At 65.4% G+C, this 22,212-nt stretch carries 19 protein-coding genes; 5 read left to right on the top strand and 14 right to left on the bottom strand.

What is annotated here, in order from left to right:
* Together B3T59_RS20805 and B3T59_RS20800 are read left to right on the top strand one after the other, a co-directional pair.
* Positions 1–511, top strand: a 511-nt coding sequence (locus B3T59_RS20805; protein ID WP_349681981.1) for an MFS transporter, incomplete at its 5' end; no start/stop codon positions are given.
* A gap of 12 nt (positions 512–523) precedes the next feature.
* Positions 524–1,273: a YoaK family protein gene (locus B3T59_RS20800; protein WP_064862036.1), complete on the top strand. Its 750-nt coding sequence runs from the start codon at positions 524–526 to the stop codon at positions 1,271–1,273.
* A 54-nt stretch (positions 1,274–1,327) separates the two neighbouring features.
* Here the strand turns inward: B3T59_RS20800 and B3T59_RS20795 are convergent, their stop codons facing one another.
* The 11 genes from B3T59_RS20795 to hpf form a co-directional block, all read right to left on the bottom strand.
* Positions 1,328–2,539 (bottom strand): fatty acid desaturase family protein, encoded by a 1,212-nt coding sequence (locus B3T59_RS20795; RefSeq protein ID WP_064904951.1) that lies wholly within the window; start codon positions 2,537–2,539, stop codon positions 1,328–1,330.
* An 89-nt stretch (positions 2,540–2,628) separates the two neighbouring features.
* Positions 2,629–3,960, bottom strand: a complete 1,332-nt coding sequence (locus tag B3T59_RS20790; RefSeq protein WP_064862038.1) for a fatty acid desaturase family protein — start codon at positions 3,958–3,960, stop codon at positions 2,629–2,631.
* A 156-nt stretch (positions 3,961–4,116) separates the two neighbouring features.
* Positions 4,117–4,422: a hypothetical protein gene (locus B3T59_RS20785; RefSeq protein ID WP_287005022.1), complete on the bottom strand. Its 306-nt coding sequence runs from the start codon at positions 4,420–4,422 to the stop codon at positions 4,117–4,119.
* A gap of 60 nt (positions 4,423–4,482) precedes the next feature.
* Positions 4,483–5,598 (bottom strand): potassium transporter, encoded by a 1,116-nt coding sequence (locus B3T59_RS20780; RefSeq protein WP_287005021.1) that lies wholly within the window; start codon positions 5,596–5,598, stop codon positions 4,483–4,485.
* Positions 5,599–5,700: 102 nt separating this feature from the next.
* Positions 5,701–6,813 (bottom strand): GNAT family N-acetyltransferase, encoded by a 1,113-nt coding sequence (locus B3T59_RS20775; RefSeq protein ID WP_064862040.1) that lies wholly within the window; start codon positions 6,811–6,813, stop codon positions 5,701–5,703.
* A 135-nt stretch (positions 6,814–6,948) separates the two neighbouring features.
* Entirely contained in the window at positions 6,949–8,073 is a 1,125-nt protein-coding gene (locus B3T59_RS20770) for a ferredoxin reductase (RefSeq protein ID WP_005208012.1), read from the bottom strand.
* A 219-nt stretch (positions 8,074–8,292) separates the two neighbouring features.
* A complete protein-coding gene (locus B3T59_RS20765) occupies positions 8,293–8,859 on the bottom strand; it encodes a DUF6912 family protein (RefSeq protein ID WP_287005020.1) in 567 nt (188 codons plus the stop codon).
* Between the two features lie 73 nt (positions 8,860–8,932).
* Positions 8,933–10,405, bottom strand: a complete 1,473-nt coding sequence (locus tag B3T59_RS20760; protein WP_005208010.1) for a wax ester/triacylglycerol synthase family O-acyltransferase — start codon at positions 10,403–10,405, stop codon at positions 8,933–8,935.
* Between the two features lie 86 nt (positions 10,406–10,491).
* The gene (locus B3T59_RS20755) at positions 10,492–11,100 is read right to left on the bottom strand and encodes an Rv3235 family protein (protein WP_005208009.1); all 609 of its coding nucleotides are present in this window, start codon (positions 11,098–11,100) and stop codon (positions 10,492–10,494) included.
* Between the two features lie 53 nt (positions 11,101–11,153).
* Entirely contained in the window at positions 11,154–14,015 is a 2,862-nt protein-coding gene (secA, locus tag B3T59_RS20750) for a preprotein translocase subunit SecA (RefSeq protein WP_287005019.1), read from the bottom strand.
* A 134-nt stretch (positions 14,016–14,149) separates the two neighbouring features.
* On the bottom strand, positions 14,150–14,917 hold the full coding sequence (hpf, locus tag B3T59_RS20745; RefSeq protein ID WP_005208007.1) for a ribosome hibernation-promoting factor, HPF/YfiA family: 768 nt from the start codon (positions 14,915–14,917) through the stop codon (positions 14,150–14,152).
* Between the two features lie 437 nt (positions 14,918–15,354).
* On the opposite strand from hpf, the gene B3T59_RS20740 reads away from it, so the two are divergent.
* Positions 15,355–16,050 carry a ComF family protein gene (locus B3T59_RS20740; protein ID WP_005208006.1) on the top strand — a complete coding sequence of 232 codons (696 nt, stop codon included), beginning with the start codon at positions 15,355–15,357 and terminating at the stop codon, positions 16,048–16,050.
* A gap of 14 nt (positions 16,051–16,064) precedes the next feature.
* On the opposite strand, the gene lpqB is transcribed toward B3T59_RS20740, so the two are convergent.
* From lpqB to mtrA, 3 genes are read right to left on the bottom strand one after another with little or no spacing between them, the layout of a single operon-like run.
* Positions 16,065–17,828, bottom strand: a complete 1,764-nt coding sequence (gene lpqB / locus B3T59_RS20735) for an MtrAB system accessory lipoprotein LpqB (RefSeq protein WP_005208005.1) — start codon at positions 17,826–17,828, stop codon at positions 16,065–16,067.
* Positions 17,825–19,621, bottom strand: coding sequence for an MtrAB system histidine kinase MtrB (mtrB, locus tag B3T59_RS20730; protein ID WP_287005018.1), 1,797 nt, complete (start codon positions 19,619–19,621; stop codon positions 17,825–17,827). The genes lpqB and mtrB overlap by 4 nt, the downstream gene beginning before the upstream one ends.
* Positions 19,618–20,295, bottom strand: coding sequence for an MtrAB system response regulator MtrA (gene mtrA / locus B3T59_RS20725; RefSeq protein ID WP_005170551.1), 678 nt, complete (start codon positions 20,293–20,295; stop codon positions 19,618–19,620). The genes mtrB and mtrA overlap by 4 nt, the downstream gene beginning before the upstream one ends.
* A gap of 96 nt (positions 20,296–20,391) precedes the next feature.
* Between mtrA and B3T59_RS20720 the strand changes: the two genes are divergently transcribed.
* Positions 20,392–21,042 (top strand): dTMP kinase, encoded by a 651-nt coding sequence (locus B3T59_RS20720; protein WP_251722825.1) that lies wholly within the window; start codon positions 20,392–20,394, stop codon positions 21,040–21,042.
* 126 nt (positions 21,043–21,168) lie between these two features.
* Positions 21,169–22,092 carry a hypothetical protein gene (locus tag B3T59_RS20715; protein WP_251722824.1) on the top strand — a complete coding sequence of 308 codons (924 nt, stop codon included), beginning with the start codon at positions 21,169–21,171 and terminating at the stop codon, positions 22,090–22,092.
* Positions 22,093–22,212: the final 120 nt, after the last annotated feature.

Genomic DNA, 22,212 nt, shown 5'->3' with positions numbered 1-22,212 from the left:
GTACCCCTTCTCCGACGCCGCGATCGGACTCTTCGGACTCGCCGGGGTGGCCGGGGCGTTGGCGGCGCCGCGCGTCGGCAAACTCGCCGACCGCGGGTATCTACGCCACACCCAATACGGCGTGTGGGCGATCGAACTCCTGGGGTGGGCTCTGCTCTATTGGGGAGCACACCAGGTCATCGTGCTGGTCATCGCCCTGCTGGTGTTCGATTTCGGCGTCCAAGGCGTCCAGATCGCGAACCAGGCCGCCGTGTACTCGCTCGACGACGAAGCACGATCCCGCTTGACGACCGCCTACATGGTCGCCTATTTCGCAGGCGGGGTGCTCGGATCGGCCTTCGGCGCGTGGGCATACCAGGCCGGTGGATGGGTACTGGTGTGCGCGGCCGGAGCAGGCACGGCGATTGCCGGCATGGCACTGTGGGCCGTCTTCGCAATCAGCGAGCGCAACCATCCGCTACAGGGAGTGACCGCACACGCACGGCTACGCCAAGACACACAAGCCGGGTAGGAGCGAGGCAACATGGCGACAACCATCAGCAATCACGCGCGCGAAGCTTGGCAAACGATAGCTCCACCGGCGCAGGGCAAGCACGGCCCCCTGCCCGCGATGTTGCTGGCCATGACCTTCGTGACCGGTGTCGTTGACGCTTTCAGCTATCTCGCGCTCGGCAGAGTGTTCGTGGCGAACATGACCGGAAACGTCGTCTTCCTCGCTTTCGGTTTGGCAGGTGCCGCGGGCTTCGCAGCATGGGCTTCGATCACGTCGCTGCTGACGTTCGCCTGTGGAGCCGCGCTTGGCGGACGAATCCTACGCATCCACGACGGGCATCGCGGCAAGCAGTTGCGAACCGCGCTCGCGACCCAGGCCGTACTCATGATCGTCGCGGGCGTGGTCGCGTGGACGTTCCCGCATCCCTATCACACGGGAATCGTGGCGACGCTCATCGCACTCGTTTCCGCCGCGATGGGACTGCAGAACGCCCTCGCGCGCGGCCTCGCCGTTCCCGACCTCACGACGACAGTTCTCACGCTGACGATCACAGGGGTGTTCGGGGACAGCCGCGTGGGTACCGGCAGCGGCAGCAGAGCCGGCCGCAGGGGGATGTCGATCGCCACCATGTTCGCGGGAGCCGTCGTCGGCGGCGTGCTCGTGATCCACGACCTCGCACCATGGGCAGTGACCGTTGCGGCCGTCTGCGTCGTCAGCCTGGCATTCGTGTCGCGACGACTCGCGCGATCGACGAGCGACTGGGTCACCGCCGGCCGATGAGCCACGCTCTCGTGTGACCACCCGACGAGCGTGTGACCACCGACGAGCGTGTGACTAGCGGCGCGCCCGGCGACGCATCCGACGCCTGCGGCGAACCTCTTCGATAGCCGTCTTGAGACCCATCGCCTGGTCGAGACCGGCGAAGCGTCGCTCCGACGCGGTCTCGGGTGCGTCGTCGGCCGAATCACGCAGGAAGCGGTCGGGCAGTGCGAGTTTGTTGATGGTCCGTAGCGTCTTCAAGTACTGGACCCACAATGATCCCGTCGTATAGGGGAGGTCGTACTTGTCGCAGAGTTCGCGCACGCGCACCGAGATGTCGGCGAGGCGGTTGCTCGGCAGATCCGGGTAGAGGTGATGCTCGATCTGGTAGCAGAGATTGCCCGACATGAAGGCCATCGCCGGGCCGGCGTTGAAGTTCGCGGAGCCGAGCATCTGCCGCAGGTACCACTGGCCAGGCGTCTCGTCGTCGAGGGTGTCGACCGTGAATTTCTCTGCGCCGTCGGGGAAGTGACCACAGAAGATCACGACGTAGGCCCACAGATTGCGGATCACGTTGGCGGTGAGGTTGGCCGTGAGCGTATGCATCAAGTTGGGGCCGGTCAGTGCCGGGAACAGAACGAAGTCCTTGCCCACCTGCTTGCCGATCTTCCGCGCGAACAGCTTGAGTTTCGGAATCGTGACCTCACGCGGACGCTCGCCCGCGCGGTACTCGCTGAGATCGAGATCGTGCAGCCCGATCCCCCACTCGAACGTCAGCGCGAGAAACAGGTTCATGAAGGGTTGGAGGAGGCGCCGCGGTTCCCACGGCTCGTCCCGCGTGACCCGAAGGACCTTGTAACCGACGTCGTGGTCCATGCCGAGCACGTTGGTGTACTTGTGATGGACGTAGTTGTGCGAGTGCTTCCAGTGCGGGGACGCGCACACCATGTCCCATTCCCACGTCGTGGAGTGCACCTCGGGATCGTTCATCCAGTCCCACTGCCCGTGCATCACATTGTGGCCGAGCTCCATGTTCTCGATGATCTTGGCCAACGCCAGCGAACCGGTGCCGAGCAACCACAGTGAACGACGATGCGAACCGAACAACGCGAGTCGACCGGCAACTTCGAGGGCGCGCTGCGCGAGGATGGTCCTGCGCAGGTAACGCACATCCCGCTCGCCGCGTTCGGACTCGATCTTTCGTCGCAGAGCATCGAGCTCGGCGCCGAGGGCCTCGACATCCGCGTCAGTCAGATGTGCGTATTCATTGATGTCGGTGATAGCCATTGCACTCCATTATGTCGCACGCGGCGTGTGTGCGACACCCACCCTACCCGCGAGTAACCGCAGGCAGCGTGAGGTCGCCGTATTCACGATCAGGCAGCGCGCGTTGAACGTGCTGTAACCACCGTCGGCGCTGCCGCACGTCCTCGACGCCGATCACGCAGCGACCGAATCGCACTACGCAGCCCGCGTCGACGTCCACTCACCGGATCGACCACCGACTCGAGGCGCACCCCCTCGTCGAGTCCGGTCTTGAATCGACGCTCCGACGCCGTCTCGGGAGCGTCGTCGGCAGTCGCCTTGAGGTACTTGTCGGGCAACGACAGCTTGGCGATCGTTCGCCACGACTTCGCGTACTGCAGCGGGAACGACCCCGTCGTGTAGGGCAGGTCGTACTTGTCGCAGAGCGCCTGGACGCGAACGGCAATCTCGGCGAGCCGGTTGCTCGGGAGGTCGGGGTAGATGTGGTGCTCGATCTGGTACGAGAGATTTCCGCTCATGAAAGCGAGCAGGAATCCGCAGCGAAAGTTGGCCGATCCCAACATCTGTCGCAGATACCACTCGGCCTGCGTCTCGCTGTCGACGTCCTGCTTGGTGAATTTCTCCGCACCGTCGGGAAAATGCCCGCAGAAGATCACGGCGTTACTCCACACATTGCGGATGACGTTGCCCAGCGCGTTCGCAGTGGCTGCCTTGCCGAACGCGCGAGCCGACGCCCGGGCGTCTCCCTTGGTCACCGCGGCGGTTGCCGCAGCCGCAAGACCGGGGTAGATCACGTAATCCTTGCCGACCTGGCGACCGATCTTGTTGCCGACGTCGGCTAGGTCGCGGCGGAACTGCGCTTTGGCCTCCGGTGTACGACGCTTCTTGCCGATCTCCAGGTGCTGCGCGGCAACTCCCCACTGGAAGAAGAGCGCGAGCAGCGTGTTGTAGACGAGGTTGCCGTAGTTGAACGGACGCCACCGCTGGTCGCGCGTCACGCGGAGCAGTCCGTAGCCCACGTCGTCGTCCATGCCGAGCACGTTGGTGTACTTGTGATGGATGTAGTTGTGCGTGTGCTTCCAGTGGGCCGAGGGGTCGGTGTTGTCCCACTCCCACGTGGTCGAATGCACCTCGGGATCGTTCATCCAATCCCACTGCCCGTGCATCACGTTGTGGCCGAGTTCCATGTTCTCGACGATCTTCGCGACGCCGAGCGCCGTCGCGCCCGCCCACCAGCACGAGCGACGCGTCGAACCGAAGATCAGTCCGCGGCCGACCAACTCGAGGCCGCGTTGAAAGCGGATGGTGTTGCGCAGGTACCGCGCGTCCCGCTCCCCTCGGTCTGCCTCGATTTCGGCACGGATCTTGTCGAGTTCACGGCCGAGTTCTTCGATGTCAGCCTTGCTCAGATGTGCGTACTCCGGGATGTCGGTGATCGCCATGGGCGTCCTCACTGGTCGCGGATGGTCAGGGGCGACGGGAGAGTCGGCTACGCCTACGTTCCCGTAACTTACGTAAGCGTAGGTTACGGGCATCGGACTGTCCAGACCAAATGGCGGGTGTTCTGTGGCGAACGGCAGTGAGGTTTATCGCAACGGTCAGGACGCAGTCGCCCCGACGAGTGGCCCGCATGCGAACCCCAGCCGCTGCGACGCGATGTCGAGCGCGCGGCGATAGTGTTCACGCTTGCGGCGACGGGTGAGCATGAATCGGGTCGACGCCGCGAGGCGCAGCGGCATCGGAGCCCACTTGTCGAAGTCGACACCGCAGTTGGTGAAGACCTTGAGCGGGACCTCGTCGGCGATCAGCCCGATGTTGTACATCGCAAGGCAGCAACTGATACCGACCGCGGCCTGTGAATGTTGGCGCGCCACCACGCCGATATCGGTTTGGTAGAGCGGCACCGAATCGAGCTTGCCCAGGAAGGCGAGGTGGGTGAGGAAATAGGCGGCGTATGTGGAGAACTATACGATCGCCGATCCGGAGTTGATGGTGAGCACCCGACCACCCTCCGAAACGTAGGGATCGTCGGTTGAACGCTCACGCAGGATGTAGCCGGTGCAATTGACGACCCAACTCCCCGGGACGACGGGAAACTCCTCATGACTACGGAACACCAGCTGCGGCATGCCATCTCGATCGACGACGTCGACAAGGTAATCAGTGACAATGCCGCTGAGCGCAGCCGAGATGGCGTCGCATTCAGATGGTGAGAGGTTGCCGTTCAAGAACCGACGCGACTCGGGCATCGGGCTGATTCCATACCGCGCGCGGTAGGCGGCGGTCACCTGCTGATCATTTGTCCCGTCGTACATGTCGGCAAACGAGGTGAAGACCTGGCTGGCGGGTTTGGCTGCCCACCATCTGCGCATTCCGATTGGGAAAGCAGCCTCGCGATTGTTGAAGAACGTCCCGGCACCGGCCACCAGATGCACTTCACGTCCGGGATTTCTGGTGGTGATCAGATAGGCGGTGTCCATGGCGGTCTTGCCGCCGCCAATGATCCAGACCGGCGTATTGGTGTCGGTGAAGTCATTCTCGGAGAAGTCGAAGAAGTCGGGCGAGACCGACTTCACCTGCGAACTGCTCAGCGCGAGAGGCTGATTCGGAGTCACGTTGAATCCGTACGCGTTGATCAGGATCGGCGTGTCGAGGACGAGTTTCCCACCCGCGGGGTCGCTGAGATGGACGCGCACGCCGTCTGCGTGTTCATCGAATCGGTCCATCGTCCATCCGTAGTACTCGTCGAGCGCGACTCGTTCCGCGAGAACGTCGCGGCAGTACCGCAGGTGATCGAGGACCTCTGGCTTGGTCGCAAGGTAGTCGGGCGCACGACGCAGCCTCCAGGCGATGTCGCCGGCAGTGAAGAACTCATATGGCTGATGAAGCCGGACATAGGAATACGTGTCGTTCCACATCCCACCCGCATCCGGACGACGATCGACGAGAGCCGCCCGAGCGCCCGCGTCGAGGTATTCGGTTGCCACAGCGAGAGCATTCAAGCCCGCTACTCCCGCGCCGACGATGCAGAGGTCGACGTTCGCCACCGCTACGGCACCTGCACTGTTCTGGGATGCCATTGGTTCTCCCGAATTCGGAGCGTGGCGGCAGGTCCGCTGCGTTTATCCCATTGTCCCGGTTTGGCCACCCACCAAAAGCCCCAGCTTTCGGGGACAGAGGCGCTAGTGATCGCCTGCGTCGGCGAGCAGTTCGTACCCGAGTAGATCCTCGATCTTGCCCGCCGAGCTCGCGGCAAGCGGCTGGGTGCCGAACTCGTTGAAGCCCGCGCGCAGCGCAAGGCGTTTGCTGCCCTCGTTGGAGTCGGCCGCGAACATCGTCAGCCTGCGCAGACCGAGGACGTCGAAGCTGTGCCGCACCGACGCGGGGAACGCCTCGCCGAGCACGCCGGCACCACGCGCCTCGGGATGCGTGTAGAAGCCGATCTCGGCGCCGACCACCGGATCGATCTTGAACAGCGAGATGTCGGCGAGGTAGTGGTCCGTTTCCTTGTCGGCGACGGCCCAGGTGCAGGTCTCCCCTCGCGCAGCGGTCCACCACTTCCTGGTGCGCTCGGCCGCGGCATGTTCGACGGTCAGCGGGTCGGGCCTGCCGAACAGGTACTTGCGCGAGATCGGGTCGTCGAGCGTCTCTCGAATGCGCTCGTCGTCCTTGGCCTCCAGGGGCCGCAGGCGGAACCGCTCGGTTTCGAAAGTCGTTGCGTGCCAGACGGTCTTGGGTTCGAAACTCTCGCCGGCGTGCCACTTGCCGCACCAGGCGTCGACGACGCCGCTGTTCATCTCGAGCCAGTCGGGAAGCCGACCGACCAGAGTGAATCCCGCGGCGTGCGCAGCGCGCAGACTGGTGAGGTTGCCCTCGGCGGCCTCCCAGCGCACGACCTCGACGTCGCGGTTGTCGACGGCGTACTGCATCGCCAACACCATCGCGCGCCGCACGAGGCCTTCACCGCGAGCATCGGGATGCAACCCGAAACCGATGTCGACGATCCGGCCGGGCCCACGGAGATCGATACTTCCGGCGAACCGGCCGTCGTGCTCGATGGCCCAGATCATCGACGTCCCGTTGCGCCATCCCTGCAGTGCATTGATGATGAACCGCTCGGCGTCGGATCGACCGTACGGCGATGGCATCTTGGCCCATCGCATCGTCAGGGGATCGGTGGCATATCCGACGATGCGATCGACGTCGTCGGTCTGATGTGCCCGCAGAGTGATGGTGCCATCGGTCAGCACCGGGACATCACTCGTCGCGGTCAGTTCAATCAGTTCAGCTCGCACGCGGATCCACCTCCGTGGTCGACAGCCTCGCCCACAGAGCCTAACGCGTCGACCAACCCGGCGACGGGGAACACAGGCGCCGAGGCGCCCGAAACGCTCGTGAGCTGCGCATTCGCCGAGGATTTCGGCGATTCGTCATACATCGAGTGTGCAGTCACCCGCGGCAGCGCTCACGCAGGTCTGTATTCGTTCGCCCGCGACATGCTCGTCGCCGGATCGAAGATCGCGCACGCACCCCTTGTCGAGCATGACCACGCAGCTCTGACAGATGCCCATGCGGCATCCGAACGGCATCAACACACCGGCCTGCTCCCCCGCTTCGAGCAGGGTTGTCGCGCCGTCCACCTCCGCGGTCTGCCCCGTGCGTCCGAAGGTGACGGTCCCGCCCTGCGCGCCGACCGCGCCACGCTCGAGAGCGAATCGCTCGATGTGCAGGCGATCGGAGGCATCTGCATCGATGAACGCCGCTTCGACCATTTCCAAGAAACCGCCCGGCCCACACGCCCACGTTTCGCGTGTCCGCCAGTCGGGGCTGAGCTCGTCGAGCGAATGTGCGGTGACCTTGCCGTCGGCCCTCGTGTACTGCACGTGCAGGTCGATGAGTCCGCTCTTCTCCATCTCGACGAGTTCGTCGGCAAACAGCAGATCGTCGGGCGTCGGCACCGAGTGCACCACGCGCACGTCTGTCGACTGTCCGCGATGGCGCATCATGCGCAGCATCGAGATGATCGGGGTCAGTCCGCTGCCAGCGGTCAGGAAAAGCACTTTGCCCGGCAGTGGCTCGGGCAGAACGAACTCACCCTTGGGCGCGGCCAATCGCACGACTGTACCCGGCTCAAGTCCCTTGACCAGGTGCGTCGACAGGAAACCCTCGGGCATGGCCTTGACCGTGATCGCGATGGTGCCCTCGGTGCGCGTCAGATCCGGCACCGAGGTCAACGAGTACGACCGCCACGTCCAACGCCCCTCGACGAGCACTCCGATTCCGATGTACTGCCCGGGCGCGTAGTCGAGCGTGAATCCCCACCCCGGCTTGATACGGATGGTGGCGGAGTCGTCGGTTTCCGGAGTCACCGACACCACCTGGCCGCGCAGTTCACGCGCCGACCAGAGCGGATTGGCCAGGTGGAGATAGTCGTCGGGCAACAGCGGCGTGGTGATCCGCGCGACCGCAGCGCGTGCCCACCGAGCCCCACGACTACGCGCTGCCACCCCCGACACCGGCTCTTCAAACCGTTCCCGCAGCTCCCGCAGGTTCACCGTTCCCACTCCTCGTCGTGCGACCGCATGTTGGACGGAGCCCGCAATCGGGGCCCCGAAGACCTCACGCGACAACTTTAACCTACGGAACCGTAGGTTAGGGAATGAGTGGACTCCGGGACAGCCCCAGAGCAGTTCAGAGCCCAGAGCAGTTCAAAAGCCCCAGAGCAGTTCAAAAGCCCCAGAGCAGTTCAAAAGCCTCAGAGCAGTCCAAAAGCCTCAGAGCAGTTCGAGGAGGAACGGTAGCTCCTGGGTCGCGTACCACCCCAGGTCGTGGTCTTCGACGTCGCCGACGGCGAGTTCGGCGTCCAGGTCGCCCATGTCCGCGGCGTCGATGACCACGACGGCGTTACGGACAGCACTTTCGGCATCGGCGCCGTCGACCAGCACAGACGCGATCGCCGACTTCGCGATCGGACCGGAGACCTTCACGACGGCGTCGTCGAGGTCGGGACGCAGTGTGGCTCCGTCGACGTCGGCGGCAACCACGGCACGACGAGGCGGTAGGCGGGGTGTGTCGCCGGGCTTGGCAGTCGCCTCGTCGGCTTCGAGGTCGGCCTCCGCGTCGGGGTCGCCCGGCTCGGGGGCTTCACCGGCCAGCAGGCGCAGCGACGCACGCGCGGCCTCGCGGATCGCCGCCTCCGCCAACTCCTCGTCGTCACCGGAGAGGTACGACTCGCGCAACGCCGGGGTGAGTGCGAAACCCGTCCCGCCAATCGGGCGGAACTCCCCGGTCTCGTCGAGTTCGAGCAGCATGGTCAGCGTCGCCGGAAAGTAGACCCTCACCGCGTATTTCCTCCTACGACATCCTCCGCGCGTTACCTGGATTCCGCGCTTTACCTGGATTCCGCTGCCAACACTAGTGGGCGTCGGCGAGTTCCTCGTACGACTCGCGGACGTAGTCGCCGATGAGGGAGGGGTCGTCGATCACACCACGATCGGCGGTGAACCCGAACTCGATCGACCCCGCATACTCGCACACGCCGACAGACAACGCGCGTCCGGCGACCAGGCCGGGTACGACGAACAGGTTGGACACCTTGTGGCCCGAGACGTACTGGGGCGGAATCGGCACGGTGTTCATCGCGACCGGCACGTTGTACCCGCGGCGGTCGAGTGACCGGAACGCGCGCGAACTGAGTTCCGCGAACGGTATGACACCCAGCTCGCTCAGCAACGGCTGCGTCGACGGTGAGACGCGTCGTGACGACTGCGCATAGCGATTGGCCAGCCCCGCGACCTGAGCGAGTCGGACCAGCGGATTGGACTCCCCAACCGGGAGGTCGGTGACAAACCGCGGCTCGTCGGTGACGATCCACGTCTCGGGTGACTCCTCGTGCGCAAGTACCCCGGACTGTCGCGCGCCGAGCGGAAGCACCGCCCGCACGGTGTCGCCGAACCGACCCTCCGCGTCGATGGACAGCAGCCAATGGCGCATCGCACCCGTGATGATCGCGAGCTCGACGTCGTTGACGGTGCATTCGTTGCGTTCGGCGATCTTCGCGACATCGCGCCGTGGCACCGACGCCGAGACAAACGTGCGGGTCGACGACCCGGGCGCGTTCAACAGGCTCGACGGTGCCGAATCCGTGAGCTGCTGCACCAGGCGTCCTGCGCGGCGGACCGTACCCACCACCACGGACTTCGCCTCACCGAGCAATCCGTTGCCACCGATGACCGAATCAATCAGCTCTCCCGGGCGCGCCAACGCCTCGGCCAGCGCACTGACCGCCAACGACGCCGAACCGGGTGGGGGCCCGGGCATCCAGACATCCACGGGCAGTGCGGCGACGTCGGGTTCGTCGTCGCAGATCAGCTCGCTCATCTCGGCGCCACCGCCGTCGATCAGACAGCGATGCGACTTCGTCAGGATCGCGAACCCGCCGTCCTCGAGTCCCTCGATCAGATACATCTCCCACAGCGGTCGGCTGCGGTCGAGGGGCCGCGACATCACGCGGGAGACGAGATCTTCGAGATCGGCCATCGTTCCCGGCGACGGCAGGCCCGATCGGCGGATGTGGAAATTGATGTCGAAGTCGGGGTCGTCGGCCCAGACCGGACGGGCCAGCCCGAGGGTGACCTCCAGGACCACCTTCCGATACCGCGGCACGAGTTGCAGTCGGTTCTCGACGAGCCGCACCAGCGCCGGATAGTCGAGGACGGGTGGTTCCGACTTCTTTCCGCGTGTCCGACTGGTCGCGAGATCCTTTGCCGCGGAACGCTTCTTGCCGTTGGTTCCGGGAAAGACGATGACGGCACCGAGGTGATTGGTGACACCTGCGCCGTCGAGGAAGTAGGAGATCGCCTCGCGCGGAGACAGCCGGTTCGCCACGCGATGATCCTAGCGCCGCGGACACCGTCGCCGACATCGCGATGGCGATACCCGCCGCATCGCATGGGCGCGCCCCGCGAACGTAGTCATCCGAGTGTCAGGACGACCAGCTGCCAGCGATACTCGACGCGGGTCGCCACCGGACTGTAGCGACCACGAGCCGCCTGCCCAGCTACGCGAACCCGGCACGGCACGCGTTCGATACGCCCCGCGAACGCCCGCGACCTGCCCTGCCGCGAGTACGTCCCGAAGATCTCTGCCGATCCCGCGTCGCACATCTGGACGTGGACGCGTCGAACGGTGGGGATGCACATGTCGTGGCCCGCCGCCCCGGCCCGCGCGAGGGCGTCGATCTGGTCGTCGACCTGGATTCCGACCCGATGCTGCAGATGCGATGCGGGCCTGCGGCGCGCGATGACCTCGAAGATCATCGTGAGCGTGCCGACCGAGAAGTCCCGCGCCGCAATGGCGGTTGCGCCGGAACCAGTGCGGGAAGTCGCACGAGCCGCGGTGCGGGTACTGGCGCCCGGCATCTCCGGCGCGCGGCGAGCGGGGGCGGCAGCGGACCTCTCGTCACGCGTCGAGCCGGTCAGGGACCCGCGCGTCTCGTAGTCGGGCGCGGGCACTATCCGGATACGACTCGACGCCGGACTCGCTTCGATATGCGACGGCTGATCAGTGTAGGTGTTGGTCATGGAAACTCGGACGCACGCGAGGTACGTCCGGTTCCATGAACGTCAGAGAATTTTCAGCGTCGACGTCGCTTGGACTTCGGCGGCTTCGCGCCCTCGCGTTTTCCGCTGGCACGCGCGGCGGCCCGACGCTCCCGACGCGACGCGGCCACGAGTGCCGGATCGTCGAGTTCCTCTTCCTCCGAGTGCACGGACGTGCCACCGTCCTCGTCGGGCCCGGAGTACGTCATCGGGACGTCGGACTCGGCGTCGACGCCGACAGCACGCAATGCGGCCGGTGCCTCGCTGTTGCCAGACGCGCCATTCTGCGATGCCCCGTTGCCCGACGCCGCCGCACCCGCCATCGCGGGCTGGCGTGCGGCGGCCGCGGCGGCAGTCGTCGCAGCGGAAGCCGGTGTGACAGTGGGAGCGGGCTCGGCCTGCACCTGCACGTTGTACAGGTACTGGAGGGTCTCCTCCTTGAGGCCTTCGAGCATCCCGACGAACATGTCGTAGCCCTCGCGCTGGTACTCGACCACCGGGTCACGCTGCGCCATGGAGCGCAGGTGGATGCCCTCGCGGAGGTAGTCCATCTCGTAGAGGTGATCGCGCCACTTGCGGTCGAGAACACTGAGCAGGATCGTGCGTTCGAGCTGCCGCATGGCGTCCTCGCCGCCGATCGCGGTGATCTCATCCTCGCGCTTCTCGTACGCCTTCTGCGCGTCGTCGACGAGGATCTCTTTCAGCTCGTCGGCCGAAATGTCGTCACGCTCACCGAACTCGTTCTCGCCCACCACTTCTCGTGGGTCCAGCTCGATCGGATAGAGCGCGCGCAGGGCGGTCCACAGCTCGTCGATGTCCCAGTCCTCGGCGTAGCCCTCCGCGGTTGCGCCGTCGACATACGCTCCGACGACCTCGGCGATCATCTGCATGATCTGCTCGCGATGCTCGGTTCCCTCGAGAATGGTGCGACGCTCGGCGTAGATGACCTTCCGCTGCTCGTTCATCACCTCGTCGTACTTGAGGACGTTCTTGCGGACCTCGAAGTTCTGCTGCTCAACCTGGGTCTGTGCGCTGCGGATGGCCTTGGTGACCATCTTCGCCTCGATCGGGACGTCGTCTGGCAGGTTGACGCGGTTCATGATGGTCTCCAGCGCCGCGCCGTTGAAGCGTCGCATGAGCTCATCGCCGAGCGAGAGGTAGAACCGCGACTCGCCCGGATCACCCTGACGCCCCGAACGTCCGCGCAGCTGGTTGTCGATGCGACGGGATTCGTGGCGCTCGGTACCGAGTACGTACAGACCGCCCGCATCGCGCACGGCGTCGGCTTCCTCCGCGGCCTCGCGGCGCGCGACGGTGATCGCCTCTTCCCACGCCTCCTCGTACTCGTCGGGGGTGTTGACCGGATCGAGTCCGGCTTTGCGCAGGCGGGTGTCGGCGATGATGTCGGGGTTACCGCCGAGCACGACGTCGGTACCGCGACCGGCCATGTTGGTGGCGACCGTGACCGCTGCGGGTCGACCGGCCTCTGCGACGATCTGCGCTTCCTGCTCGTGGAACTTGGCGTTGAGCACGGTGTGCGGGATGTCGCGCTTGGCGAGCTGACGCGACAGGTACTCCGACCGTTCGACGCTCGTCGTACCGATCAGAACCGGCTGACCCGCCTGGTGGCGCTCGGTGATGTCGTCGACGACGGCGGCGAACTTCGCCTCTTCCGTCTTGTAAATCAGATCGCCCTGATCCTTGCGGACCATCGGCTTGTTGGTCGGGATCGGGAGCACGCCGAGCTTGTAGATCTGGTCGAACTCCGCGGCCTCGGTCTCCGCGGTACCCGTCATGCCCGAGAGCTTGTCGTACAGACGGAAGTAGTTCTGGAGCGTGATCGTGGCGAGTGTCTGGTTCTCCGCCTTGATCTCGACGCCCTCTTTGGCCTCGATCGCCTGGTGCAGACCCTCGTTGAAGCGACGGCCGTCGAGCACGCGACCGGTGAACTCGTCGACGATGAGCACCTCACCGTTGCGGACGATGTAGTCCTTGTCGCGGTGGAAGAGTTCCTTGACCTTGATCGCGTTGTTCAGATAGCTGACCAGCGGCGAGTTGGCGGCCTCGTAGAGGTTGTCGATGCCGAGCTGATCCTCGACGAATTCGACGCCCGCCTCGTGCACGCCGATCGTCTTCTTCTTGATGTCGACCTCGTAGTGGACGTCACGCTCGAGCAGCGGCGCGATACGCGCGAACTCGGTGTACCACTTGCTCGATCCCTCGGCGGGACCCGAGATGATCAGCGGTGTCCTCGCCTCATCGACCAGGATCGAGTCGACCTCGTCGACGACGGCGAAGTTGTGGCCACGCTGCACGAGATCCTCGAGTGCATGCGCCATGTTGTCGCGCAGGTAGTCGAAGCCGAACTCGTTGTTGGTGCCGTAGGTGATGTCGGCGGCGTAGGCGACCTTGCGCTGCTCGGGAGTCATCCCGGTCAGGATCACCGCGGTCTCGAGACCTAGGAAGCGGTGGACGCGTCCCATCCACTCGGAGTCGCGCTTTGCCAGGTAGTCGTTGACGGTGACGACGTGCACGCCGTCGCCGGACAGCGCATTGAGGTAGGCGGGCAGCACACAGGTCAGGGTCTTGCCCTCACCGGTCTTCATCTCGGCGATGTTGCCGTAGTGCAGCGCGGCGCCACCCATGATCTGCACGTGGAAGTGCTTCTGGTCGAGAACGCGCCACGCGGCCTCGCGAGCGACCGCGAAGGCCTCGGGCAGCACTTCGTCGAGCGTCTCGCCCTCGGCGATCCGATCCTTGAACTCGCCGGTCTTGGCCTGCAGTTCGTCGTCGGACAGCGACGCGATCTCGTCTTCCAACGCCTCGACGTGCGATGCGATCGCATCGAGTCGCTTGACCATGCGGCCTTCGCCGACGCGCAGCAGCTTGTTCAGCACCGTGGATCGAGTCCCTTACTCATGTCGACTACTCACGAAATACGGCCTGTGCATGCGAGTGCATGAACGCAGGCCGTATTCCATGGTACCGACGTCGCCTGAAGGGAGCCTGATCGGTGCCCCGTGGCTGTCGATCAGACGAGCCGAATCAGTCCGTAGTCGAAGGCGTGGCGGCGGTAGACCACCGAAGCCTGATCGGTTTCCTTGTCGTGGAACAGGAAGAAATCGTGTCCGACCAGTTCCATTTCGTAGAGGGCGTCGTCGACGGTCATCGGGACGGCTGGGTGTTCCTTCACGCGGACGATCTGTCCTGGTGTGTGGTCATCGACGCCGTCGTCCCAGGTTTGTGCACCGTCGACGGTGCCGGGGTCACCGGGGAGTTCGTCGACGGTTAGTTGGTCGACTCGCAGTGGCGGTGCCCCCACCTCGGTCGCCTCGGCCACCGAGAGCGGCCGACGGTTGCCGTAGTGCACGCGTTTGCGGTCTTTCACCCGACGCAATCGGGACTCGACCTTGTCGAGAGTGGCCTCGAGCGCGGCGTAGAAGTTTTCCGCGCATGCCTGCGCACGGACGACAGGCCCCTTGCCGGTGGCCGTGATCTCCACCTGCTGGCACGCCTTGGACTGCCGCGGATTGCGTTCGTGATTGAGTTCGACGTCGAATCGGTAGACGTTGAGGTCGAACCTCTCGAGTCGCGCGAGCTTGTCGCGGACGTAGATCTGGTAGTGCTCGGGTATCTCGACATTGCGCCCGGCGAAGACGACCGTGGCGTTCGGTTCGGCCGGCTCGTCGGACTCGACTGTTCCGGGGGGCCGCACAAAAGCGAATTCTGCGTCGTACTCGTCGGTGGTGGCACCGACCTTTGATTCACGCCGACCCTTGCGATGGACGACTTGCGACATTCGACTACCTCCTGGGTGTGCTACCACCACCCGATCTCGTCGAAAGATCTACGGAACCCATCGAGGTCTGTAGAGCCCGAAAGCCGTTGTGCGCAAGGAGAACCCGCTGTGACTTACGTGAAGCACCAGACGATTCGCGGCAACTGAGGTCAGGAAATGGCGACTCATTCATGCCAACCGGCGGTTGACAACCAGTGTCAGGGGCTTCACCTCCCGTACCGGGACTCGGCTACCTTCTGCAACCTCGACCGTAGTCGGAAGTTTGCCTGTTAGCCATCGATATGACGGCTCGTCGCCACGTTGATTCGAGCACGGGACCAACGGCCCAGCGGGTGCCCGCTCGGCAGATATCCACAGGCTCACATGAATCCACAGTTGTGCGTCGGATCGCAGCCGCACCACGGGTGTCCTTCGGTCGAGCGTGCAGGCTCGGGTCCATGTCAGGAATCGCCCGACGGCACGTCCGCGCGATCGCACGCGCCGGCGTCGACCTCATGATCCCGGTGACCTGTGGCGGTTGCGATGCTCCGGGACCGCGCTGGTGTGCACGCTGCGCGGCGCTTCTCGCCGACGCTCCCGTGATGCTCTCCCCCAGGGTCCCGGTCGGTGTCGGGGTGTGGGCGCTCGGGCGCTATCGCGGTCCACATCGCAAGGCGGTGATCGAGCTCAAGGAACACGGCCGACGCGATCTCGCCGCCCCGCTGGGGCACGCCTTGGGCGACGCACTGCGCACGCTGAGTCGCTGGGGCGAGATCCCACCCGCGTCGCGGCTGTCTCTCGTTCCCGCTCCGACGCGGCCGCTCGCGGCACGACGACGCGGCGGCGACACCGTCACGGCCATCGCCGCCTGCGCAGCCGGTGAGTTGGGGCAACGCACGTCGGTGCGTCCGTTGTTGACCATCCGCCCCGGAGGACGCGACTCCGCGGGACTCGACGCCAGGGCGCGGCGTCGAAACCTCGCGCAGCGCGTCGGCGTCCGGTCACCGCCGACGCGGACCGACCGTTCACCTCGCACGGCGACGGTGCTGGTCGACGACGTGATGACCACCGGCGCGACAGCAGCAGAATCAGTCCGCGTGCTCGCTGAACACGGCGTACGCGTCGACCTCGTCGCCGTCATCGCCGGCGCATGACAGACGCCAGAGGCTCAGGGCAGCACGGGGATCGCAGTCGGCGACATCGCGGGCTCAACCTCAGTCCAATACTGGTCGGGCTGCCCGTTGGTGCTGCCGAGTCGGAGTATCCCGCGTTGGTCGCCGATGTAGACGTTGCTGGCATCCGCAGTGACCGCGCGGACCGGTGGTGCCACGTTTCCGCTGATCAGACCGGATGCAGGAGCACCGTTGATCGGCAACTGGACCACCGGCGAATCGGAGGCGTCCCGGGCGACCATGAGAGTCGTCGACGTGGCCCACGACAGCGACACAGCTTGATTGCCGACGTTGTACGCGGCGATTCGTGGGTCGGACAGGGTCACCTGGCCGTCCTCGTTGGTCGCGATGACGGCGAGCAGCACCTGTCCGCCGACGATGAGTGCGACACGGACGCCGTCGGGCGACACCTGCAATTCGGTGATCGGGCCACGGGCAATCGGTGCGATCGACGCCGCGTCGACCGTCGAAACGATCTGGCTGGAGTTCTGGGAATCACGCACAACGCGAACGGGCTTGCCGTCGACGACCGCCCACACGGTGTCGTTCCCATAGCTCCCCGAAAACGACGGTCGCGTGATCGAGGTCCCCGAGGTGAGCGGCGAGACCTCACCGCCATAAGCGCCCGACACGAGTTGCAGTCCGGGTCCGCCGCGGGCTGCGACGACCGCCGTCACCTCGTCGCCGTCCGCCGAAATCGACGCGGAGCGAACGTCGCGGCTGGTACCCAGCGATCCACCCGACGGCGTGGTCCCGGTGTCGGTGACCTTGAGCAGAGCGCCGTCGCGCACGATGTTGAGCCCGACATCGGTGGTGGGCGTTGCGAGCGGGTCGAACGCCTTGACGTCGGCGGGCTGCCACCCGGCGCTGCGCTCGGGGACCAGCGGCGCGCCGTCTGCGTTGATCACATACGGTCCGCCGATGTCCGCGGCGTTGAGGGTCCAGATGATCTGAGCGGCAAGCGATGTCCGGTCACGCACGCCGAGGGTTCCGAGACCGGTCAGTTCGATGCGGACACCGCCGCCGGAGATCTGCGCAGCCTGTCCGCGCAGCGACGACCCGGTCGGGAAGCCGTTGTCGACGCCCGCTTCGAGATCTTCTGCCGGGCCCGCGATCAGCCTGGTGAGCAGGACCGTCGGGTCGGCGTCCTGGTTGCCGTACAGCCACCGCGGATCCGACACCAGATGCTGATGGGTGCGATCGGTGAAGTACAGCGACACCGAACGGTATGTCGCGACGAACCGACTCCTGTCGATCATCGCGCCGTTGGGCAGCGGGCCGTCGATCAGCCACTGCTCCCCCACGCGGACAAGGCTGATCGTGGTCTCGACCCGCCCGCTGGCGGGCAGCAGTTGCCCGTTGGACTTGAGTACTCCGACGTTGTCGCCGACCAGACGCATGCGCACCGAGTTCTGGCTGCGCTGATCGACGAACGTGTTGATCTCGTCGAGGATGATGGCGTCGCCACGCTCGTCCCACTGCTGCGACGACGGTGCCGTCAGAAATCGCCGCGCGGCCGCATGCCCATCCGTCGGCGACGCCGTGGCTTCAAGAAATGCACGCACCAGCGCTTCGGGGTCCATGTCGGACTGCGGAACCGGAACCGCGTTCGTCGGTCCCTCGCGCTTGAAGGATTCGATGGGCTGAGGCGACGAACTCTCGGGTACGCCGCCGCATGCGGCGAGCACGATCGCCGTCACGAGCAGCCCGATCAGCGCGACGAATCGTCGTGACGTCCGACCGCCCACGCGCGCGATCACCGTTGCTCCCCGTCGCTCGCGTCGGCCCTGTCGGCGAGGTCTGCCTTGTCAGCGGAGCTTGTCCTCTGAGCGGTGTCGGTCTTGTCGGCAGTGTCGTCCTCGCCAACGGCGTCAGACGTGCCGGGGTCGTCGAGTCGCGTAACAACCGTTTTCGTCGACGACTTCGCGGGCAAACTGCGGACCGGCTGGCCAACCGGTTTGAGTGGCAACGGGCTGCCGAGAACCTTGTGACCGCGAATCAGCGGAATGGTCAGTCGGAAGCACGCTCCCTTGCCGGGCTCGCCCCATGCGTCGAGACGCCCCTGGTGCAGCCGGGCATCCTCGATGCTGATCGCGAGTCCGAGCCCGGTGCCACCCGACCGACGGAACCTCGACGGATCCGACCGCCAGAAGCGGTTGAACACCAGCTTTTCTTCACCGGGGCGCAGCCCGATGCCCTGGTCGCGCACCGTGATGGCAACGGCGTCGCCGTCGGAACGCATGGTGAGCGTGATGGGTTTGCGTTCGCCATGGTCGATGGCGTTCGCGAGCAGATTGCGCAGAATGCGTTCGACGCGACGCGGGTCGATCTCGGCGATGACGGGTTCGGCCGGTAGGTCGAGGATGATCTCGGTTCCCGTGTCGGAGGCGAGGTGCGAGACCGTCGCGAGCGCTCCGTCGATCGGTATGGCCATGTCCATTCGTTCAGCGGCGAGCTCAGCCATTCCGGCGTCGTGTCGGGAGATCTCGAGGAGCTCGTTGAGCAGCGTCTCGAAGCGATCGAGTTCTTTGTCGAGCAGCTCGACGGATCGCTTGCGCACGGGGTCGAGGTCGTCGCGGCCCTCGTAGAGGACATCGCTGGCCATGCGGACCGTCGTGAGCGGGGTACGGAGTTCGTGGCTGACGTCGGAGGTGAACTGTCGCTGCAGACCGCCGAACTCCTCAAGGTGGGTGATCTGCTTGGACAGGCTCTCGGCCATGTCGTTGAACGACATCGCCAAGCGGGCCATGTCGTCCTCGCCGCGCACCGGCATTCGTTCCTTGAGGCGCCCATCGGCGAAGCGCACGGCAATTCTCGACGCCGACCGCACAGGCATGACGGCCTGCCGGGATACCAACCATGCGATGGCCGCGAGCAAGCCGAGCAGCACAACGCCTCCGGCGAGCAGAGTGCCCCGCACGAGGTCGACCGTGTTCTGTTCGGTGGTCAGCGGGAACACCAGATAGAGCTCGAGTCCGGGAACCGACGAGTTGGTCGGTGTGCCGATGACCAGCGCGGGAATCGATCCGCCGGAACCGTCGGCCACGCGCGTGTACTGATAGGCAACCTGTCCGCCCTGCACCATGTCACGCAGGTTGCGCGGTATCTCCGAGATCGGGCCGACGCCGAACTGTGAACCATCACTGCCTGATCGCGGCACGATGAGCACGCTGTCGAAGGTGCCGACAGATCCTGACGTCTGGCTGGTGTCGACGTCGCGGTCGGTCAGCAACGACCTCGTCTGCCGCAGCCGGTTCTGCACGGACGTGTTGCCGTCGCCGCTCGCAAGGTCACGTTCGACGGCGACGCGCGCACGCTCGACCTCTTCGGTCGCGGCACCCAACTTGACCTCGAGAAGCCGATCGGTGATCTGACTCATCAGCACGAACCCGAGGATGAGGAGCACGACGAACGACAACACGAGCGTCGACACGACGACACGCAACTGGAGCGAACGCCGCCACATGCGGCCGAATGTCCGGCCGACGCCGCCTGCCGCGCGGGTGAACCGACCGAGAGTGCTGTTGACGCGACGTCGAGAACGACCGATCACGGCGGGCCGGCCTTGTAGCCGACCCCCCTCACCGTCAGGACGACCTCGGGATTCTCCGGGTCGGTCTCGACCTTGGCGCGTAGACGCTGGACATGCACGTTGACGAGTCTAGTGTCCGCCGGATGCCGGTATCCCCACACCTGCTCGAGAAGCACGTCGCGCGTGAAGACCTGCCGCGGTTTGCGGGCGAGCGCAACGAGGAGATCGAACTCGAGCGGTGTCAGCGAGATGGGCACGCCGTCACGGGTGACCTTGTGTGCGGGCACATCGATCTCCACCGGCCCGATCGACAGCAACTCGGCAGGCTCTTCGTCATTGCGACGCAGCCGCGCACGCACCCGCGCCACGAGTTCTTTCGGCTTGAACGGCTTGACCATGTAATCGTCGGCACCCGACTCGAGCCCGAGCACGACGTCGACGGTGTCGGACTTCGCTGTCAGCATCACGATGGGTACACCGGAATCGGCCCGCAACACCCGACACACGTCGATCCCGTTCATCCCGGGGAGCATGAGGTCGAGGAGGACGAGGTCAGGACGAACCTCTCGAACCGCAGTCAACGCCTGTGTTCCGTCGGAGACGACGAAGGGTTCGAAACCTTCACCACGCAACACAATCGTTAGCATTTCGGCGAGCGCGGCGTCGTCGTCCACAACGAGGATGCGAGGCTTCATGACTCCAATGGTGACACTTCCGTGATCGAACCGTCGTGATTGACGCGCCGAGGCGGGCTGGCGCCTTCTCATCGCCTCGGCGCCTACCATTCGATCGTGGGAGTGCTCATCGCAGTGGAGGGGTTGGACGGCGCCGGAAAGAACACGCTGGTCACCGGCGTGGTTGACGAGTTGACCCGACGCGGCGCGTCGGTGTCGACCTTCACGTTCCCGCGATATGGCTCATCTATTTTCGCCGACGTCGCGTCGGAGGCATTACACGGTGAGCACGGCGATCTGCGTGAGAGCGTCAACGCCATGGCGCTGCTCTTCGCACTCGACCGCGTCGACGCCGCAGCACAGATCCGCGCGTCACTCATCGAATCCGACGTTGTGATCCTCGACAGATACGTCGCGTCGAATGCGGCCTACAGCGCAGGACGGCTACGGCAGGACGCATCCGGAGACATCGTGCGCTGGGTCGCCGACCTCGAGTTCGGCAGATTCGACGTTCCCGTCCCCGACCAGCACCTACTGCTCGGAGTGCCCGCAACCGTCGCGATGGAGCGCGCACGCTCTCGCGCGGCAACCGATCCGTCACGGCCACGTGACGCATACGAACGCGACGACGACCTGCAGATGCGCGTCGACTCCGTCTACCGACAGCTCGCCGCGGAGAGCTGGGCGTCGCCGTGGATCGAGGTCGGCACAGAATCTCCCGAATCGGTGGAACCCGCGGGCCTTGTTGCGCGTCTGATGCACGAATGACTGCACCCGCGATCCTCGCCCACGAATTCCTGCGCGCGTGAACGACGGCGCTATGAATGACGGAACTGGGGCAGCCGCTCGCCTCTTCGATAACGTCGACGATGACACCATCTGCCAAGGAGCTTCATGACCTACCCGCCCACACCGGGACGCGGCACACCGCCGCAGGGGCAGTACCCGACCACGCAGCATTCATCGGGCCAGCAGTCACCGGATCAGCCTTCACCCGCCTACGTCGACGGCAATCCGTGGGCTGCACCGCCCTCTGCGCCTGCGCCGTTCCCTCAGACGACGCCACCGGGCGCCGCTCCGGCGTCGGGGCTGCAACCGTACCCGGGCGTCCAGCCCTACTCAGGGGCTCCCCAGTACCCGGGAGCCCCGCAATACCCGGGAGCCCAGCAAAACCCGGGAGCCCAGCCGTATCCGGGGGGACCACAGGGGCCGCTGCCGCAGCGGGCCGTTCCACCACCCGGCTGGGATTCACCGTTCGCGCACATGCAAACCGCCAAGTCGACGCCGCATCGGGGCCTGATCACAGGAATCGCAGCGGGCGTCGTCGTGATCCTGGCACTCGGTGTGGTGCTCGTCGTGGCTCTCACCTCGGGCGGCGACAGTTCGACACCGACGGTTGCGGCGGCGTCGCCCAGCCAGGCTGCGCCCGACGACTCCGATCAGGGCGGTGAGGGTACTCAGGGCAGTCAGGACGGCGACTCTGCCGACGCCCCCGCAGATGGCACCCAGGCCGTAGAGGTTCGTGCAGCGATGCAGCGCTACATCGACGCCTACAACACCGGGAACGTGGATCAGATCAAGTCCGCCACCTGCACCGGACTACGCGACCGGATTCGAGCACCGCAGGGCCGGGGCATGGTGATTCTCGACGGCATGTCTGAAGTACAGGTCACCGGCGACGTCGCGCAGTCGCTCGTCGAGACCCACGTGACCGACGGAGATCGGGCCACCCAGACCAAGACCAACAAGGCGACCTTCAGCAACGAGAAGGGCATCTGGTACTTCTGCCCCAACGCTCAGCCCTCCTACAGCACGTAGAGCGCGAGAGCGATCACTCACGAACGAGCCGGGGGCGTCCACGACAGTTGTCGTCGACGCCCCCGGCTCGTCATCGTCTGACTCCGCTCTGATCCATCGGCAGTGCGAGGATCAGCAGCG

The organism is Gordonia sp. UBA7860 (genome assembly GCF_002500165.1).
In the GTDB taxonomy this organism is placed as follows: Bacteria; Actinomycetota; Actinomycetes; order Mycobacteriales; family Mycobacteriaceae; genus Gordonia; species Gordonia sputi.
This window is presented reverse-complemented; position numbering and strand designations above follow the sequence as displayed.

Bases quoted from the DNA above. Each gene is read 5' to 3' on its own strand.
- B3T59_RS20740 (WP_005208006.1), top strand. From the start codon at position 15,355: ATGTCAGGAATCGCCCGACGGCACGTCCGCGCGATCGCACGCGCCGGC.
- B3T59_RS20795 (WP_064904951.1), bottom strand. From the start codon at position 2,539: ATGGCTATCACCGACATCAATGAATACGCACATCTGACTGACGCGGAT.
- mtrA (WP_005170551.1), bottom strand. From the start codon at position 20,295: ATGAAGCCTCGCATCCTCGTTGTGGACGACGACGCCGCGCTCGCCGAA.
- B3T59_RS20790 (WP_064862038.1), bottom strand. From the start codon at position 3,960: ATGGCGATCACCGACATCCCGGAGTACGCACATCTGAGCAAGGCTGAC.
- B3T59_RS20715 (WP_251722824.1), top strand. From the start codon at position 21,169: ATGACCTACCCGCCCACACCGGGACGCGGCACACCGCCGCAGGGGCAG.
- B3T59_RS20780 (WP_287005021.1), bottom strand. From the start codon at position 5,598: ATGGCATCCCAGAACAGTGCAGGTGCCGTAGCGGTGGCGAACGTCGAC.
- hpf (WP_005208007.1), bottom strand. From the start codon at position 14,917: ATGTCGCAAGTCGTCCATCGCAAGGGTCGGCGTGAATCAAAGGTCGGT.
- B3T59_RS20755 (WP_005208009.1), bottom strand. From the start codon at position 11,100: ATGACCAACACCTACACTGATCAGCCGTCGCATATCGAAGCGAGTCCG.
- B3T59_RS20800 (WP_064862036.1), top strand. From the start codon at position 524: ATGGCGACAACCATCAGCAATCACGCGCGCGAAGCTTGGCAAACGATA.